The organism is Microbulbifer sp. (genome assembly GCF_036563125.1).
GTDB lineage: Bacteria > Pseudomonadota > Gammaproteobacteria > Pseudomonadales > Cellvibrionaceae > Microbulbifer.
The window spans coordinates 1-16,111 of the sequence record NZ_DATCMV010000195.1 but is presented as its reverse complement, the minus strand read 5'-3'; the positions used below and the strand labels follow the sequence as shown (position 1 = coordinate 16,111).

Genomic DNA, 16,111 nt, shown 5'->3' with positions numbered 1-16,111 from the left:
CTGTTCTGCGGCAATGCGGGACTGGTCCACTTCGCGCTGGGCTTCGATCTCCGCCTGGCGCGCTGCCTTTTCCTGTGACGCCAGCTCTTTTGCCATATCGGCTTTCTGCGCGGCCTCACGGTTTTCTATCTCGCGCTGCTGTTCCAGGTACGCATAGCGCTTCTCTTTTTCGATTTCCAGACGCTGGCGCTCGGCCTCGAGATTTTTGGTCTCGATCTGGACACGGGTCTCCTGCTCGACATCGTTCACTTCCTTGCGACGTGCTTCGATAGAGCGGGTCATGCTGGCGAGACCTTCCGCATCGAACACGTTGTCCTGATTGAAGAACTCCTTGTGAGTCTGGTCGAGACCGGTCAGCGATACGGACTCCAGCTCGAGACCGTTCTTCAACAGGTCTTCCGATACCACCTGCTGTACCTTCTGTACGAACTGGCTGCGCTGCTCGTGCAGTTCCGCCATCTCCATTTCCGCTGCCACCGAGCGCAGGGCATCGACGAACTTGCCTTCGATCATTTCCTTCAGCGCATCGGGATCCAGGGTGCGCAGGCCCAGGGTCTGGGCGGCGTTGGCGATGGCATCGTTATCCGGTTTCACCCGCAGGTAAAACTCAGCCAGCACGTCCACACGCATGCGGTCCTTGGTAATCAGTGCCTGATGCTCCTTACGGGAAACCGCAAGGCGCAGAGTGTTCATGTTTACCGCAATGATTTCGTGCAACACCGGCAATACCAGTGCGCCGCCATTCATGATGACCTTCTGCCCGCCCATGCCGGTGCGCACAAAGGAGCGCTCCTTGGAAGCGCGGGTATACAGGCGCGCGAAAATCGTGCCGATAACAATCAGGCCTACGAGAATTGCCCCCGCCATAATCGCTATGCTGGAAAGATTCTGAATCACTTAACTTTCTCCAATTTAATTGTTTTGTACCAGGTGCTGGCTGGTCGGGCGGGTTACGCGGAATTTGGCTCCGAGTTCTTCCACCAGCAACACCTTGTCTCCCTGTGAAAATGTCTCTCCCGCGTCCGGCTCCACCATCACATAGTGCGTGGTGCCGAACTGGTCGCTGAAGCGCGCCTCTGCCGGTGAGCCTGCGGCGGCCTGGCCGATGGTGATCACCGCCACCCGGCCGATAAACGATTGCCGGCTCACCGCTTCTGTTTCATCGCCCACGGCGAATTTGCGCAGCAGATTGCCGACAAAGCGCACCTGCGGCAGCGCGAGCAGCAATACCGGGATGGCCAGCAGCCAGCCTGGGAGCAGCTTGCCGAACAGAGATTCCACGAACATCTGGATCAGCAGGCCTGTCACCCCGAAGCCAACCAGAAAAGCCACCAGCAGGATCAGTGCGGGCACTTCGCCGAAACGCAGCCAACCCAGCAGTTTGGTGAGTACACCACCGGCCTCGGTTTCTGGCCCGTCGAGGTCCACATCCACCTCGGGCAGCAGATTGTCGAGCATGTCGGAAATACCGACGCCGATCAGTGTCATCACCCCTTCGAGCACGGCAATCATCAGCATCAGCACCAGCGCGCCGGTGAACAACTGATTGCCGTCTTGCAGCAGGAATGCCATCAGGCCTCCGTTTGGGTTTTGATTTTCGCCAGACGCTCCTTGATCCGATTGGAGCGCGCCAGTTCTTCCAGTTCGGCCAGTTTGCTGGCATCCGCGCTGGATTCGGATGTGGGCAGGCCCGCATTTTCCAGTACACGATTGAAGGCGCCGGAGGCCTGCTCAACCTTGTCGGCAGTGGCGCGACTGCCGCCAGACTGCTCGGTGGTGGTGCCGTTACTCACGTGCTCGCTGGCCTTGATGAAATCACGCAGCTGCTCACGCATATCGCGCTTCTTGCCCTGCAGTGCACTGATATAGGAATTCAGCTCGGCAATTTCGCGGTCGGTTTCCGCAAGCGCTTTTTCCAGCACCGGAATCTGCGCCTCGATATCCATCTGCTTGGCAATCGCCGCCTCTGCCAGGTCATCACGACCCTGCTGCACTGCCACCTCAATCTGTTCACTCAATGCGCTGTGACGGGCATTTTCGTCGTTGAGGGTTTTGCTGCTCAGATATTTGGCTGCTTCCGCCTTACCAAGCTGGTCGCGTACATCGGCGATAGCGTCATCGATTTCGCGGATGGCCTGCTCCATGATGAGCTGTGGGGTGGCATTTTCCACCGAGTCCACCACGGCATTGGCGGACGCGGAAATAATGCGGGAAATACGCTTGATCAATCCTTCTTTCATCTTTTTCCTTCCTCTCGTTGTTAGCGAATTTTTTCTGACTTGCTAATTGCTGACGGCATCAGCGCTCCAGCATATCCGTCAGTCGTTGCCGGATTTTTTCCGCGGTCTGCGCCTCTATCAGACGCGGCTCACTTTGCAGCGCGATCAGCAGTATTTTTTCCATAAACGCCTCCGCTGCCGGCAGCGCCTTGCGCTCAAGCGCAGGGCCGATCATCTCTTCATCGGCGCACGCTTGAATTGCGGCGGCACCTTCGGTGACGAATTCCAGCATTGCTTCCACCAGCAGGCTGCGCTGGTTTTCATCGCTGTATTTGGCTTTTATCGGCAGCATGGTTTCACCGGCGGCGAGATAAGCGCGGGCAAAACTCTCCACGCCCACAGATTCACGGGCCATGGCGATCAGTTCGCGTACTTTTTCACTCTGGGTGACGGCGCCGTTGCGGTCGATAGACATGAGGTAGGCATAATCATCCGCTGAAAGGCGCGCCGATATGGACTGTGTCTTGTTGAGCATGGCAATCCCTGACTTGCGATGTATACAAAAGTACACACGCTTTTATCTAGCCGTCAATTACAAGTGCTTACACCGCGACAAATTGCATCGCCGCCGCGAATGAAAGTCACAAACGCATGTTTAGGCGATATTTTTGCTGGCCGAAAGCGGACAAGCGACCGCGAAAACAGCCCGTGAGAGCGCCCAATTACCGTGCGTTTGCCGCAGCGCGCGCCGCCTCGGTGCGCACCCCGCCCTGCCCTCACGGCTCGGCTCCGCCAGCCCTCCACTCAACGACTTGCCACTTTACAAAAGGACGCAGGCGCGATTTGCTCTCAGGTTCATCCGCTGTGATCCAGCGGGCAAGACAATAAGCCATCGCCCGCCAGTACCCGGTTCCAACGCGGGGAAAACATCCGGGCGTCCCGGGGAGGACAATGAAGAGAAGAAATTTCCTCAAGATCGCCGGTGTCGGCACCAGCGGCATACTGCTGCCGGTCTATGGCACACAGGTTTCCGCGGCCCAGCTCGCGGGCAACGCGATCGATGTCGGCCATAAGAAAACACTCGCCGATGTTGCTCTGAATACCGCCCGCAAAGCCGGCGCCACCTACACCGATGTGCGTATCGGCCGCTACCTGAATCAATTCGTGCTCACCCGCGAGACCAATGTCGAAAATATCGTCAACACGGAATCGTTGGGCGCCGGCATCCGTGTCATTGCCAACGGTACCTGGGGCTTTGCCGCAACCAACGACCTGAGCGCGGACGGCATCGCCAAGGCGGCGCGTCAGGCAGTGGCCGTGGCCAGGGCCAACTCGAAATACCAGACCGAACCGGTGCAGCTGGCTCCCGTAAAAGGTGTTGGCGAGGTTTCCTGGCAGACGCCGATTCAGAAAAATGCGATCGACGTGCCCATCAGCGAGAAGGTGGACTTCCTGATGGAAGTCAACAACGGCGCACTGAAGGCCGGCGCCAGCTTCATCAACTCGTCTCTCTATCTGGTGAACGAACAGAAGTACTTCGCCTCTTCCGATGGCTCCTACATTGACCAGGATATACACCGTCTGTGGGCACCGATGCAGGTGACGGTGGTCGACAAGGACAGCGGCGTGTTCAAAACCCGCAACGGCCTGAGCGATCCAGTCGGACGTGGTTACGAGTATCTCGAGGGTCGAGAGGAAGACAAGATCCACGGCCAGACCACGCTTTACAAAAACTCCTACGACATGGCGGAGGACGCCGTGCTCGCCGCCGAGCAGGCGCGCGCCAAGCTCACCGCCAAATCCATCGAACCAGGCAAGTACGATCTGGTACTCGAGCCCTCCCACCTGATGCTGACCATCCACGAGTCCGTGGGCCACCCGCTGGAACTCGACCGCGTGCTCGGCTACGAGGCGAACTATGCGGGCACGTCATTTGCAACGGTGGACAAGTGGCGCAGTGGCAAATTCAACTACGGCAGTGACAAGGTGAACCTGTTTGCCGACAAGGTTCAGCCGGGCTCCCTCGGTGCCGTCGGTTACGACGACGAGGGTGTGAAAACCAAGCGCTGGGATCTGGTCAAAGACGGCATTCTGGTTAACTACCAGGCCACCCGCGATCAGGTACATATGATCGACCAGAAGGAATCCCACGGTTGCTGTTATGCCGATAGCTGGTCCAGTGTGCAGTTCCAGCGCATGGCAAATGTTTCCCTGGCCCCCGGGGAAGAAAAATACAGCGCAAAAGAAATGATCAAGGATGTGGAGAAAGGTATCTACATTCTCGGTCGCGGTTCCTATTCCATCGACCAGCAGCGCTACAACTTTCAGTTCGGCGGCCAGCTGTTCTACGAGATCAAGGACGGAGAGATCGTTGGCCAGGTGGAAGACGTCGCCTATCAGTCCAACACGCAAGAGTTCTGGAATTCCTGCAGCGCCATCTGCGACAGCAGCGATTACCGCCTCGGCGGTACCTTCTTTGATGGCAAGGGACAACCGAGCCAGGTGAGCGCCGTATCCCACGGCTGTTCCACCACGCGGTTCGACAAAATCAATGTAATCAACACCAAGCGCAAGATCGGCTAAGCGAACAACAATAAATTTTTGGAGCAGACAAAATGGCTATTTTATCCAGAAGTGAAGCCAAGCAGATTCTCGACAAGGTCCTGAAATATAGCAAGGCGGAAGGTGCGAGCGCACAACTTACCGGCGCAGAGACCGGCAATATCCGCTATGCGCGCAACAGCGTTTCCACCAGCGGTATCGTCAACGATATCGAGCTTGCCGTGGAAGCGCGTTTCGGCAAGAAATCCGGCATCGCGACCATCAACGAATTCAGTGATGCGTCGCTGGAAAAAGTCATGCGCCGTGCGGAAGAGCTGGCAAAACTGTCTCCGGACAACCCCGAATCCATGCCACTGCTGGGTGAGCAAAAATATCTCGCGGTAGACGGCTTCTCCAAGGCGACCGCCAACATTACCCCGGATCAGCGCGCCAAGGCGGCAGCCGACTCCATCATGGCGGCGAAGAAAAAAGACGTGGTGGCTGCAGGTTATCTGGAAGATGCACGCTCCTTCGCCGCGGTGGCCAACAGTAATGGCCTGTTCGGTTATCACGCGTCCACTTCCGCCAATTTCACCGTCACCATGCGCACCGAAAATGGCCTGGGTTCCGGCTGGGCACAGGCCGACGTGACCGATTTCGGCAACATGAATACCGCCTCCAGCTCCGGTATCGCCATCGACAAGGCCGTACTTTCCCAGGAAGCCCGTGCATTGGAACCCGGCAAATACACCGTGATCATGGAGCCGAGTGCAGTATCCGGCCTGGTGGCCTTTATGATGGGCAGCCTCGATGCGCGTAGCGCCGATGAGGGCCGCAGCTTCCTCAGCAAGAAAGGCGGCGGCAACCGCATCGGCGAGAAGATGTTCGACAAGCGCGTGCACCTGTACTCCGACCCCTCAAACGCCGATGTGCCGGTACAGCCCTGGTCCGATGACGACTACATGGCGCTCGAGCGTATCGACTGGGTTAAAGACGGCGTAGTAAAGAATCTGCCCTGCACCCGCTACTGGGCAACCCAGTCCAAGGGCACCGCCATTCCCTCGCCCAACAACCTGATCATGGTTGGCGGCGACAAATCCACCGAAGAACTGATCAAGAATACCCGTCGCGGTGTACTGGTTACCCGCACCTGGTATATCCGTATGGTGGATCCGCAATCCCTGCTGCTGACCGGCCTGACCCGCGACGGAACCTTCTTTATCGAGAACGGCAAGATCAAGTACCCGATCAAGAACTTCCGCTTCAACGAGAGCCCGGTGATCATGCTCAACAATATTGAAGACATGGGACGCCCGGAGCGCGTGAGCATGTGGGGTGGCCCGGCGATGATTCCCGCACTGAAAGTGCGCGACTTCACCTTCAGCAGCCTGTCTGACGCCGTTTAATTTACTGCAGCAATAATGAGGATCGAATAATGGATCGTAGAAAGTTTCTGCAGTTGAGCGGCGCCGGTCTCGGTGTTTCCATGCTGCCCCTGTCCGGCAACGTGATTGCCGAAAGCAAGCTGACCCAGAGCGGCATGGATGTCGCGGTGAAAAAAGAGCTGGCGGATGCCGCACTGAACACCGCCACCAAGCTCGGCGCGTCCTATGCGGATGTGCGTATCGGCCGTTACCTGAACCAGTATGTGGTCACCCGCGAGATGAAAGTACAGAACGTGGTGAACACCGAATCCATCGGTATGGGCGTGCGTGTTATCGCCAACGGCACCTGGGGTTTCTCCGCGACAAATGACATGACCAGTGACGGCATCGCGCGTGCGACCGCGCAGGCTGTTGCCACCGCCAAAGCCAACTCCAAGTATCAGCAGGAGCCGGTGCAGCTGGCGCCGGTGAAAGGTCACGGCGAAGTCAGCTGGAAAACACCGATTCAGAAAAATGCCATGCAGATCCCGCTGGCGGAAAAAGTGGATCTGCTGATGGAAGTGAATAAGGCCGCGATGGACGCCGGTGCCAGCTTCGTCAATTCCATGCTGTATCTGGTGAACGAGCAGAAATATTTTGCGTCCACCGACGGCTCATACATTGACCAGGACGTGCACCGCCTGTGGTCCCCGTTCCGGGTTACCGCGGTGGACAAGAAAGACGGCGGTTTCCGTACCCGCGAGGGCCTCGGCATGCCGGTGGGTCGCGGTTTTGAATATCTGGATGGCCGCGCCGAAGACAAAGTGCAGTCGCAGACCGTGCTGTACGGCAACTCCTACGACATGGTGGAAGATGCGCGCCTGGCAGCGGAACAGGCCCAGGAAAAGCTCTCTGCCAAGTCGGTCAAGCCCGGCAAATACGATCTGGTGCTTGACCCGTCGCACTTGTGGCTCACGATCCACGAATCCGTCGGCCACCCGCTGGAACTCGACCGCGTACTTGGTTACGAAGCCAACTTTGCCGGCACCTCCTTTGCCACCATCGACAAGTGGAAGAGCGGCAAATTCAAATACGGCAGTGACAAGGTCAACCTGTTTGCTGACAAGGTACAGGAAGGCTCGCTCGGCGCCGTTGGCTATGATGACGAAGGCGTACAGACCGGCAGCTGGGACCTGGTGAAAAACGGTGTGCTCACCAACTACCAGGCAATCCGCGACCAGGTACATATGCTCGACCAGAAAGCGTCGCACGGCTGCTGCTATGCGGACAGCTGGTCCAGCGTGCAGTTCCAGCGCATGGCCAACGTTTCCCTGTTGCCGGGCGAGGAAGAACTGAGCCTCGACGACATGATCAAGGATGTGGAAAAAGGCATCTATATCGTGGGCGACGGCTCCTTCTCCATCGACCAGCAGCGCTACAACTTCCAGTTCGGCGGCCAGCTGTTCTACGAAATCGAGAACGGCAAGATCACCGGCATGCTGGAAGACGTCGCCTACCAGTCCAACACACAGGAGTTCTGGAATTCCTGTTCGCAGATCTGTGACAAGCGCGACTACCGCCTGGGTGGCTCCTTCTTCGACGGCAAGGGCCAGCCGTCGCAGGTAAGCGCCGTGTCCCACGGCAGTTCCACCACGCGCTTTGACGGTGTGAATGTGATCAACACCAAGCGCAAGCTCGGCTAATCGCCGCAACCTGCAATCGCCATGTCTGTAGCGGCATGGCGATTGCAGGCATTTGCCAATCAGATCCGTCCCTTAAGAAGTTTCAGAGCAGTACCCGTGTCACTCACCCGCAAACAATTTCTACAGCGCCTGTTGCTGGCCGGTGGCGGCCTCGCATTGCCGGGTGCCGTGCGCGCGCAGGGTGACGCAACACCGGCCTACGATTTTTATTTCACTCGCCTGATGTATGAATCCGGCGACTGGGATGTGGACCAGCGCATGCCATCGAATGTGCTGAACTCCCTGATCGAATACACCAACCTCAGCGTCGACCCCAATGAACGCATCGTGCCCCTCGCCGATACGGTCATGTTGCTGGCCCCTTTCTGTTACCTGGCCGGGCACAAGCTGGTGGAATTTACCGCGGCAGAGGAAAAGAATTTTCGCGATTACGTGAACCGCGGCGGTTTCGTGTTCGTGGACGACTGCAATCACGATATCGACGGCCTGTTTGCCAAATCCTTTGAAGCGCAGATGACGAAACTGTTCGGCGAGGGCTGCCTGCAGAAGCTGCCGGACGACCACGATCTGTATCGCTGCTTTTTCCAGTTTGACGAATTGCCAGTGACCAGTTTCGAGCTGAACGGCTGGGGTGATGACCTGGTGCACGATTACCTCAAGGCCATCGTGGTCAATGGCCGTATCGCCGTGCTCTACAGCAACAAGGATTTCGGCTGCGAGTGGGACTACGACTACCGGAACAAGCGCTGGCTGGCCATCGACAACACCAAGTTCGCCGTCAACATTGTTATCTACGCACTTACAAGTTGAATCACCATGTACACAGCAGACACCATTGAGAACCGAATCGAAGAGCAGCAGCGCGCGCTGGAAACACTGCGCGGGGAAATCGGCAAGGTCATTGTCGGCCAGCAGGATGTGGTGGAGCAGATGCTGGTGTGCCTGCTGGCGCGCGGCCACGTATTGCTAGAGGGGGTACCGGGCCTCGGCAAAACGCTGCTGGTGAAGACCCTGGCGGACGCATCGAGCCTGGCGTTCAAGCGAGTGCAGTTCACCCCGGACCTGATGCCGGGAGACATTCTCGGCAGCGAGATCCTCGAGGAAGACCACACCACCGGCAAACGCTTTTTCAAATTCCAGCCCGGCCCGATTTTCACCAACATTCTGCTGGCGGACGAAATCAACCGCACACCGCCGAAAACCCAGGCCGCACTGCTGGAATCGATGCAGGAGTATTCCGTCACGGTTGCCGGCGAAACCATGGCCCTGCCGAAACCCTACTTCGTGCTGGCAACCCAGAACCCCATCGAACAGGCGGGCACCTATCCACTGCCGGAAGCGCAGCTGGACCGCTTCCTGCTGAATATCCATATTGACTATCCGGATGAACAGGACGAGGTCGCCATCCTGCGCGCGACCACCGGGGCCTTCGGGGAAAAGCCGTCGCCCTGTCTCGACGCCGCGCAACTGCTGGAAATGCAGGCGCTGGTGCGCGAGGTCTCCGTCAGCGACAGCCTGTATGAGTATGTGGCGCAACTGGTGCGCGCCACGCGCGCTCAGAACCGGGAAGACAACCTCGGCAAATGGATCAAGTGGGGCGCCGGCCCCCGCGCCGGGCAGGCGCTGATTCTCGCCGCCAAGGCGCGCGCCTTCCTGCACCGCCGCCTCGCCGTTACCCGCGCGGATATCCAGGCGCTGCTGCTGCCGGTATTGCGCCACCGCATCCTGCTGAGCTTCCACGCCCAGGCCGACGGCATCACCGTGCAGCAGGTGCTGCAGGAGTTGCTGAAGACCGTGCCGGAACCCGGCAGGGACTGACGGAGTAGTAGTCGGTGCAACTGATTGATCCGCTGACGCTGGCGAGTACCCGCGACCTGGTGTGGCTTTCGCGGCACATTGCCGAGGGCATGCTGCTGGGCATGCAACACAGCCAGCGCCGCGGTGCCGGTATCGAGTTCCAGCAGTACCGCAGTTACGAGCCCGGCGATGCCATCCGGCACATAGACTGGAAGCTGTTTGCGCGCTCCGACCGCTATTTTGTGCGCGAGGCGGAACAGGAGAGTCAGATGCATGTGTGCATCGTGCTCGATACCAGCGCGTCGATGGCGCAACCGAGCTTCATCGAGCCGCAACTCACCAAGCTGCAGTACGCGAAATGCTGGATTGCGACGCTGTGCTGGCTGCTGAAAAACCAAAACGACCGCTTTTCCCTGCTGGCGCTGAACGATCGCGGCAACCGGCATGTGCCCGAGGGCCAGGGCGAAGGCCACCACCGACGCATTGCGCTGGAACTGGAATCCCTCGAAGCCGCCGGCCACTGGCCGGACAGCACGCAACTGGCACCGGTGTGGGCGCGATTTGAACAGCCCTGCCAGGTGGTACTAGTGAGCGACTTCTTCGAGCGCGATGAAAACGGGAATGGGAACGGAGAAGCCACTGGCGAACTCAGCCGCTTTGCCGCGCGCCTGCACGCTGCCGGCAGACCCAGCCTGCCAATGCAGATACTGGTGGAGGCAGAACAGACATTTCCGTTCCATGGCGACCTCCGAATCCGCGATCCGGAAGCGCCCGGTATTACCGAGCTGGGGGCAACACAACAGCGCAGTGAATACCTCGCCGCCTTTGCCTCGGCACAGCGACAACTCGCCGCGCACTTTGCCGCGCGCGAATGTCCGCTGATTACCACCACGGTGGAAACGCCCATTGAGCAGTCGCTGCGCGCGTTCATCGGCGCACACGGGAGGATCGGTTGAGATGCCCGTAAGTGAAACCTGGCTGCTGCAGATGCCGGGGTGGCTGTGGTTGCTGTGCGCACTCGCCGTGCCACTGCTTATTCATTTGCTGCGTCGCAGCAACCCGCAGGAAATTACCTTTGCCGCCGTGCACTGGCTGCAACAGCGGCGCCAGCGCCGCTGGAAGCAGTGGTTTGTGCGCGACAAGTTTTTGCTGCTGTTGCGCCTGCTACTGCTCACCCTGCTGGTACTCGCACTGGTACAGCCGCTGTTACTGCGGGATACACAGCCCTCGGCGCAACGGTTGCTGGTGGACCCCAGGGTAACCCCGGCGGACCTGGAGCAGTTTCTCGCCGATCACCCGCAGATTCGCGAGGCCTACTGGTTGCAGTCATCGCCGCAGCCGGTGTCCGAGTCGCGCCCCGCCGCCAGCGATCTCTGGCGGACGCTGTCTCAATTGGCGGCCGCCAGCCACTTCCGTCGCGCGCATATCCTGCTGGCGCAGGAAAACAATGCCAGCGGCCACGACACCTTCCACTACAGTCCGCACTGGCAGTGGCACGCGGCAAATAGCGGGGACGGTGCAGTTACACCAGCGCTGCCGCGTATTGCCGTGCTCGGCAGTGAGCCCGCATGGCTGCAACCGGTGATACAGCAACTGGCGGCTTCCACACTGCCGCAACTCGAGCTGCAGCGGCTACCGGCGGATGCGTCGCCGATTGCTAACGATATCGACTGGCTGATCTATGACACGCCCGGTCCCCTGCCGCAGCGGATTGCAGAATTCGTGCACGCAGGCGGGCTGCTGATTTCCGATGCGCGGGTAACCGCGGACAGCACTTTCCGTTTTATCGATATCGATACGCAAACCGGGCTGGAGGCGGCCGCCCTCGGTCGCGGCAGCTGGTTGCGCTACCGACGCGACTGGCACAGCGCGGCATTTTCCCATGATGCGAATTTGCCGCTAACGCTGTGGCACCAGTGGTCCACCCAGGACTGGCAGTGGCAGCACGCCAGTCGCGGCCAGTGGTCGATGGACGCGCTGCCGGGGGCAGAGCTTGCAGACGAGCAGGTGATACAGACGCAACGCCAGCCCCTGCAACACGCCCTGATATTTGCCATTGCGCTGCTGTTGCTGCTGGAGCGCTCGCTGGCGCTGTGGCGACGTCCCGCGACGGCCAGAGAGGTGATACCAGAGGTGATAAAAGGTGAGTAAGCACCCTCTTCTCAGGCAAGCCGCGCGCCGCTGGCGCAATCGCGCGCTGGCGCCCTATGTCTGGCTGGCCTTCGCCATCGCTGCCGCGATAGCCGCGGCCCATCAGTTTTTGCCATTGCCACCTTGGGCGATGTCAATCGCCGGTGTCTGCGTGGTGCTGGCACTGCTGCTGGACCGCTGCTGGCGCCTGCCGCCGGCGGCGCTCTGTACCCGGCTGGATGCATGCTTTCCGCAGCTGGAGGACAGCTGCCATCTGCTGCTGGAAAATCCACAAGCGCTGACCCCGCTCGCGCAACTGCAACGCCAGCGCACCGAGCGAGCTCTGCAGGCCTTGCTGGAACAGGGAGAACTCAAACGCTTCGGCCCGCGCAGTGTGCGCAGCCCGTTGCTTAACGCCACCGGTGCCTGTCTCGGTCTGCTGGTATTTTTTACCGTGAAGCAACTGGGTACAGGCGCCGTTATACAGGTACAGCACGAAGGCATCGTTAACGCACCGGCACCCCAAGAGTCCGCTGCGAGCATTATCGAGGCAAGTACCCGCGTCGAGCCGCCAACCTATACCGGTCTCCCCGCGTACCTAAGCACCCTGGAAATCGAAGCACCGGAACAATCGCGGGTTACCTGGGATGTCACCCTGAATGCGCCGGCAGACGGCTTGCAGATGCTCGCCGCGGAGGAGGTTTTCAACTTCGCGCCGGTAGATTCGTTGCCGAGCAGCCGCTGGCAGCTGACGCGCGTGCTGTCGGCAACGGATTTCTACCAGCTCTCGATAGTACCTACCACTGCTGTACCGACCGCTGCGGCCACGGAAACCGCGCAGCCGGTACTGTTGCCGGAACTGCACAATATCGAGGTCAAGGCGGACCGGCCGCCGGAGTTTTCCTTCGATTACCCGCGGGACAATGTGACCGTGCTCGACGTACAGGGGCGCGCGCAGGCCGCGCTGCTGCAAGTCAGCGTGGCCGTGCAGGATGATTTTGCGATAACCAATACCGATCTGCTGCTGACGCTTGCCAGTGGCAGCGGAGAAAATGTGCGTTTTCGCAATGAGCGTATAAAGCTGCAACCACAGCGCGCACAGGGCATGCAGAAACACTACCGTTTTTCCATCCCGGTGGAGCGGTATGAAATCGAACCCGGCGACGAACTCTACTGGTACCTTGAGGCGCGTGACAATCGCCAGCCGCGGGCGAACGTGCAGAAAAGCCAGAACTTTATTTTGCGCTGGCCACAGGAAGAAATCTTTGGACTCAGTGATACCGAAGGCATGGCGATTAAAGTTTTGCCTGAGTATTTCCGCAGCCAGCGGCAGCTGATCATCGACACCGAGGCACTGCTCGCGGACCAGCAGACGATTAGTGAGCAGGAATTCCGCAAACGCTCAGAATCACTCGCCTACGAACAGAATCTGCTGCGTATGCGCTACGGGCGCTTCCTCGGTGAAGAGGATTCCACCATGGAACACGGCGGCGAGGCGCAGGGCGAAGACCACGACGGTGAAGAGCAGGGGCAAGAGGGACATGGCGACCATGGTGGTCACGAGGAGGAACACACCACCAATCAACAGTTTGGTGACGCCAGCGGTGTGATCGCCGCCGTCGGGCATGCCCATGACAGCTCCGACCACGCCACCCTGTTCGATCCCAAAACCAAGGAACTGCTGCGCAGCGCACTCAACGCCATGTGGAGTGCGTGGCGGGATCTGTCGGTAGTGGAACCGCAGGCTTCCCTGCCCTATCAGCACACAGCGCTGCGTTACATCAAGGAAGTGCAGCAGGCCTCGCGAATTTATCTGCAGCGGGTCGGATTTGAAATGCCGCCGCTGGACGAGTCACGGCGGCTTTCCGGTGAGCACGACAAAAAAACGCCGCCAGTGGTCGCTGGCCAGCGCGACGATGCCGAGCGCGCGCAACTACTCGCCCTGCTGGAACGGGTACAAAAGGGCGAAGCCATCGACGAGCAGGCGGAAGCCGCGCTGCGACAATTGGCCGCCGTGCGCGATGACACCAATACGCAGATCGCACTGGGCAAAAACCTGCGTCGCTACCAACAGCAACCGGACTGTGCCGATTGTCGCCAACAGCTGTCGGCGCTGCTTTATGCGCTGTTGCCGTCGCCAACCGCGCGCCCTGCCCTGCCCCATGCAAAGCCGGTGGTCGGCGCATTCAGTGCATGGATGCAAAAAAACACGGAGACGACCCCGTGATGTCCTGGTTTCCTCTGATTTGTCTGCTGGGTTTTGCACTTTCGACGCTGCTGGTTTTGCGCCACGGAACGTCCATCCTGCGGCGATTTGGCAAGATCGCACTGCACGGGGTGATCTGGCTACTGGTGTGGTCGCTGTTTACACCGCCTGCGCTGCTGCCCGCGGAATCCGAGGCACAGCTCAAGGCCACATCGGTCGCGGATGTGAACCATCAATTTTCCTCCACACAGATACAGTCCGCCGACGCCCTGCAGATTCCCGGCGATGGCCTGCTGCGCGATGGTCTGCGAGACCTGCCACCGGTGCGCCTGCAACCCGGGGAAACATCTCCCGAGCCCGGCTGGCAGGTGCAGTGGACGCGAGAGGTCACTCTGGGAGAACCGCTGCGGTTGCAGATCGCACTGCATGGCGGACAACAATTACCAGCAAAGCTTGTGCTCGAAGACCCGTTCGGCAGCGACGCAGGTTCCGCGCTGCTCAGCACGGAAAACCCTGAACTGAACCTGCAGGCCTGGCCCAAACTTGCGGGCAACTGGCTGTATCGGGTGCGAATCGAAACCGAGGGCAGTCCTGCCCGATTTGAAACCCTGCCGATCGTAGTGCGCGATCCACAGAGCCCCCGTGTGCTGGTGTGGCTTGCACGGCCCGGGTTTGAATCGGCGGCACTGGCGCGCTGGTTGCGACAGTCGGGCACGCCAACCCAGGTGGTGACACAACTGGCACCGGAAATACAGCGGCGCGAAACATTCAACAACCAGTCGCCGATCAAAAGTAACCTGTTAGATAGCGCAAATCCGTTTGATCTCGTGATTCTCGACAGTCGCCTGTGGCCGCAATTTACCGCCACACAGCGCAAACAACTGGAGTCACTCGCGGCGAATAAATCGCTGTTGTGGCTGGTGGATGACGACAGTTCACCGGCGTTTGTTTCCTATGCCGCCAGTCACGGTATGCCGCTGGAAAAGTCCGCCGCCAGCACTGTTGCCTATGGTGAGCCGACAACAGACACCGAAACGCCTGCGCTGCAACTGATCGGCTTGCGACCGGCGCAGGTACGCGACGGCGATGCCGCGATTTCTGCCGGCGAGCAGGCGGTTTACTGGGCGCGTGTGCAGCCGCAGTCATCCCTGGGTTTCGTTTTCTTCCGCAACAGCTACCGCTGGCAGACCGCGGGAAACGCCCGCGAATTCGCACAACTGTGGAAGCAGCTGTTCGATCGCCAACTAGCGCTGCGGGGTGAACACTCCGGCGTCGCGGTCAGCACGGAATTGCCGCGCGCCGGTGAACGGATCAGTCTGTGCAGCGAAGGCTTTGCGGAAAATCCGCCACGGCTGCACGGCGCTGCCGAAGCGCGAAGCGGGAGCCAGCCACCGGTTGCCCTGCGTGGCGCGCCTGCTGGCAACGGCGAACACGGGCGCTGCTACAGCTTCTGGCCGCAACAACCCGGTTGGTACCAGCTGGCAGAGTCCGGTTTTAACGTTTATGTGCACGGAAAAGATGCGTGGCCCGAGTGGCGCATGGCGTCCGAACGGCGAGAGATTCAGCAAATGGCCAGCGCGCGACTGGGTCCGCGGGTTGAGGACAACAAAGCCAGAGCGCCATTGCCGCGCTACTGGATCGCGCTCACGCTGCTCATGTTGCTGGTGTTGCACTGGTGGCGGGAGCGCGGCACCCTGCGCTGAGATTCGGTTGCGCCATGGCCGGGCCAAATGGGGATAAAAAAATACCACCCGCTGGGTGGTACAAATACAGGATTAATCTTTCGTTAGTCCTGTAGACACTGGAAACGTGACATCGGACTGGAGCCGGACTGAACACGGGAGTCGACACTTCAAAAACGCGCAATTCCTTTACTGTCCGTGCGCAATCCTTCACGCGGACATCCTCAAAGTACCGACTCCGGTATTCAGTCGCAGTGGCTCTGGAAATTACATTGGCGGCACCGACACCGGCGACCGCCATCTATTCAGCGGGTAGCGCTGAACCGCACCCGAAAATTATTTCTCTACAAACGCGCGCTCGATTACGTACTCGTGCGGCACGCCCGCGCGGGTCTCCTTGAACCCCCAGTCGTCGAGGATCTTGGTCAGATCCTTCAGCATGGAGGGGGAACCGCACAACATAAAACGG

The 16,111-nt window shown here is 59.5% G+C and carries 13 protein-coding genes and 1 pseudogene; 9 read left to right on the top strand and 5 right to left on the bottom strand.

Features of this window, described 5'->3' with window-relative positions; translation table 11 throughout:
* The 4 genes from VIL80_RS16750 to VIL80_RS16735 all read right to left on the bottom strand — a co-directional run.
* Positions 1-897: flotillin family protein (locus VIL80_RS16750; protein WP_332037235.1), on the bottom strand; the 897-nt coding region annotated here is incomplete at its 3' end.
* A gap of 15 nt (positions 898-912) precedes the next feature.
* Positions 913-1,572, bottom strand: coding sequence for a YqiJ family protein (locus VIL80_RS16745; RefSeq protein ID WP_318952383.1), 660 nt, complete (start codon positions 1,570-1,572; stop codon positions 913-915).
* Entirely contained in the window at positions 1,572-2,240 is a 669-nt protein-coding gene (locus VIL80_RS16740) for a PspA/IM30 family protein (RefSeq protein ID WP_332037234.1), read from the bottom strand. Before VIL80_RS16740 ends, VIL80_RS16745 begins: the two co-directional genes overlap by 1 nt.
* Before the next feature lie 58 nt (positions 2,241-2,298).
* The gene (locus VIL80_RS16735) at positions 2,299-2,754 is read right to left on the bottom strand and encodes a hypothetical protein (protein ID WP_332037233.1); all 456 of its coding nucleotides are present in this window, start codon (positions 2,752-2,754) and stop codon (positions 2,299-2,301) included.
* Between the two features lie 416 nt (positions 2,755-3,170).
* Here VIL80_RS16735 and VIL80_RS16730 point away from each other — a divergent pair, with 416 nt between their 5' ends.
* The 9 genes from VIL80_RS16730 to VIL80_RS16690 all read left to right on the top strand — a co-directional run bounded on the left by VIL80_RS16730 (position 3,171) and on the right by VIL80_RS16690 (position 15,663).
* Positions 3,171-4,802, top strand: coding sequence for a TldD/PmbA family protein (locus VIL80_RS16730; RefSeq protein WP_332037232.1), 1,632 nt, complete (start codon positions 3,171-3,173; stop codon positions 4,800-4,802).
* 32 nt (positions 4,803-4,834) lie between these two features.
* Positions 4,835-6,166: a TldD/PmbA family protein gene (locus VIL80_RS16725; protein ID WP_332037231.1), complete on the top strand. Its 1,332-nt coding sequence runs from the start codon at positions 4,835-4,837 to the stop codon at positions 6,164-6,166.
* A gap of 29 nt (positions 6,167-6,195) precedes the next feature.
* A complete protein-coding gene (locus VIL80_RS16720) occupies positions 6,196-7,827 on the top strand; it encodes a TldD/PmbA family protein (protein ID WP_332037230.1) in 1,632 nt (543 codons plus the stop codon).
* Between the two features lie 96 nt (positions 7,828-7,923).
* Entirely contained in the window at positions 7,924-8,637 is a 714-nt protein-coding gene (locus VIL80_RS16715) for a DUF4159 domain-containing protein (RefSeq protein WP_332037229.1), read from the top strand.
* 6 nt (positions 8,638-8,643) lie between these two features.
* A complete protein-coding gene (locus VIL80_RS16710; protein ID WP_332037228.1) occupies positions 8,644-9,645 on the top strand; it encodes an AAA family ATPase in 1,002 nt (333 codons plus the stop codon).
* A 14-nt stretch (positions 9,646-9,659) separates the two neighbouring features.
* Positions 9,660-10,580 (top strand): DUF58 domain-containing protein, encoded by a 921-nt coding sequence (locus VIL80_RS16705; protein WP_332037227.1) that lies wholly within the window; start codon positions 9,660-9,662, stop codon positions 10,578-10,580.
* Between the two features lies 1 nt (position 10,581).
* The gene (locus tag VIL80_RS16700) at positions 10,582-11,775 is read left to right on the top strand and encodes an N-terminal double-transmembrane domain-containing protein (RefSeq protein WP_332037226.1); all 1,194 of its coding nucleotides are present in this window, start codon (positions 10,582-10,584) and stop codon (positions 11,773-11,775) included.
* A complete protein-coding gene (locus VIL80_RS16695) occupies positions 11,768-13,981 on the top strand; it encodes a hypothetical protein (protein WP_332037225.1) in 2,214 nt (737 codons plus the stop codon). Before VIL80_RS16700 ends, VIL80_RS16695 begins: the two co-directional genes overlap by 8 nt.
* Positions 13,981-15,663 (top strand): hypothetical protein, encoded by a 1,683-nt coding sequence (locus VIL80_RS16690; RefSeq protein WP_332037224.1) that lies wholly within the window; start codon positions 13,981-13,983, stop codon positions 15,661-15,663. The genes VIL80_RS16695 and VIL80_RS16690 overlap by 1 nt, the downstream gene beginning before the upstream one ends.
* A 315-nt stretch (positions 15,664-15,978) precedes the next feature.
* On the opposite strand, the pseudogene VIL80_RS16685 reads toward VIL80_RS16690, so the two are convergent.
* Positions 15,979-16,111: pseudogene (locus VIL80_RS16685) on the bottom strand (ferredoxin--NADP reductase); the annotation flags it as partial.

What these genes read in the sequence shown, in the direction of transcription:
- VIL80_RS16745 (WP_318952383.1), bottom strand. Translation starts at nt 1,572, where the DNA reads ATGGCATTCCTGCTGCAAGACGGCAATCAGTTGTTCACCGGCGCGCTG.
- VIL80_RS16725 (WP_332037231.1), top strand. Translation starts at nt 4,835, where the DNA reads ATGGCTATTTTATCCAGAAGTGAAGCCAAGCAGATTCTCGACAAGGTC.
- VIL80_RS16720 (WP_332037230.1), top strand. Translation starts at nt 6,196, where the DNA reads ATGGATCGTAGAAAGTTTCTGCAGTTGAGCGGCGCCGGTCTCGGTGTT.
- VIL80_RS16740 (WP_332037234.1), bottom strand. Translation starts at nt 2,240, where the DNA reads ATGAAAGAAGGATTGATCAAGCGTATTTCCCGCATTATTTCCGCGTCC.
- VIL80_RS16690 (WP_332037224.1), top strand. Translation starts at nt 13,981, where the DNA reads ATGTCCTGGTTTCCTCTGATTTGTCTGCTGGGTTTTGCACTTTCGACG.
- VIL80_RS16700 (WP_332037226.1), top strand. Translation starts at nt 10,582, where the DNA reads ATGCCCGTAAGTGAAACCTGGCTGCTGCAGATGCCGGGGTGGCTGTGG.
- VIL80_RS16730 (WP_332037232.1), top strand. Translation starts at nt 3,171, where the DNA reads ATGAAGAGAAGAAATTTCCTCAAGATCGCCGGTGTCGGCACCAGCGGC.
- VIL80_RS16735 (WP_332037233.1), bottom strand. Translation starts at nt 2,754, where the DNA reads ATGCTCAACAAGACACAGTCCATATCGGCGCGCCTTTCAGCGGATGAT.
- VIL80_RS16710 (WP_332037228.1), top strand. Translation starts at nt 8,644, where the DNA reads ATGTACACAGCAGACACCATTGAGAACCGAATCGAAGAGCAGCAGCGC.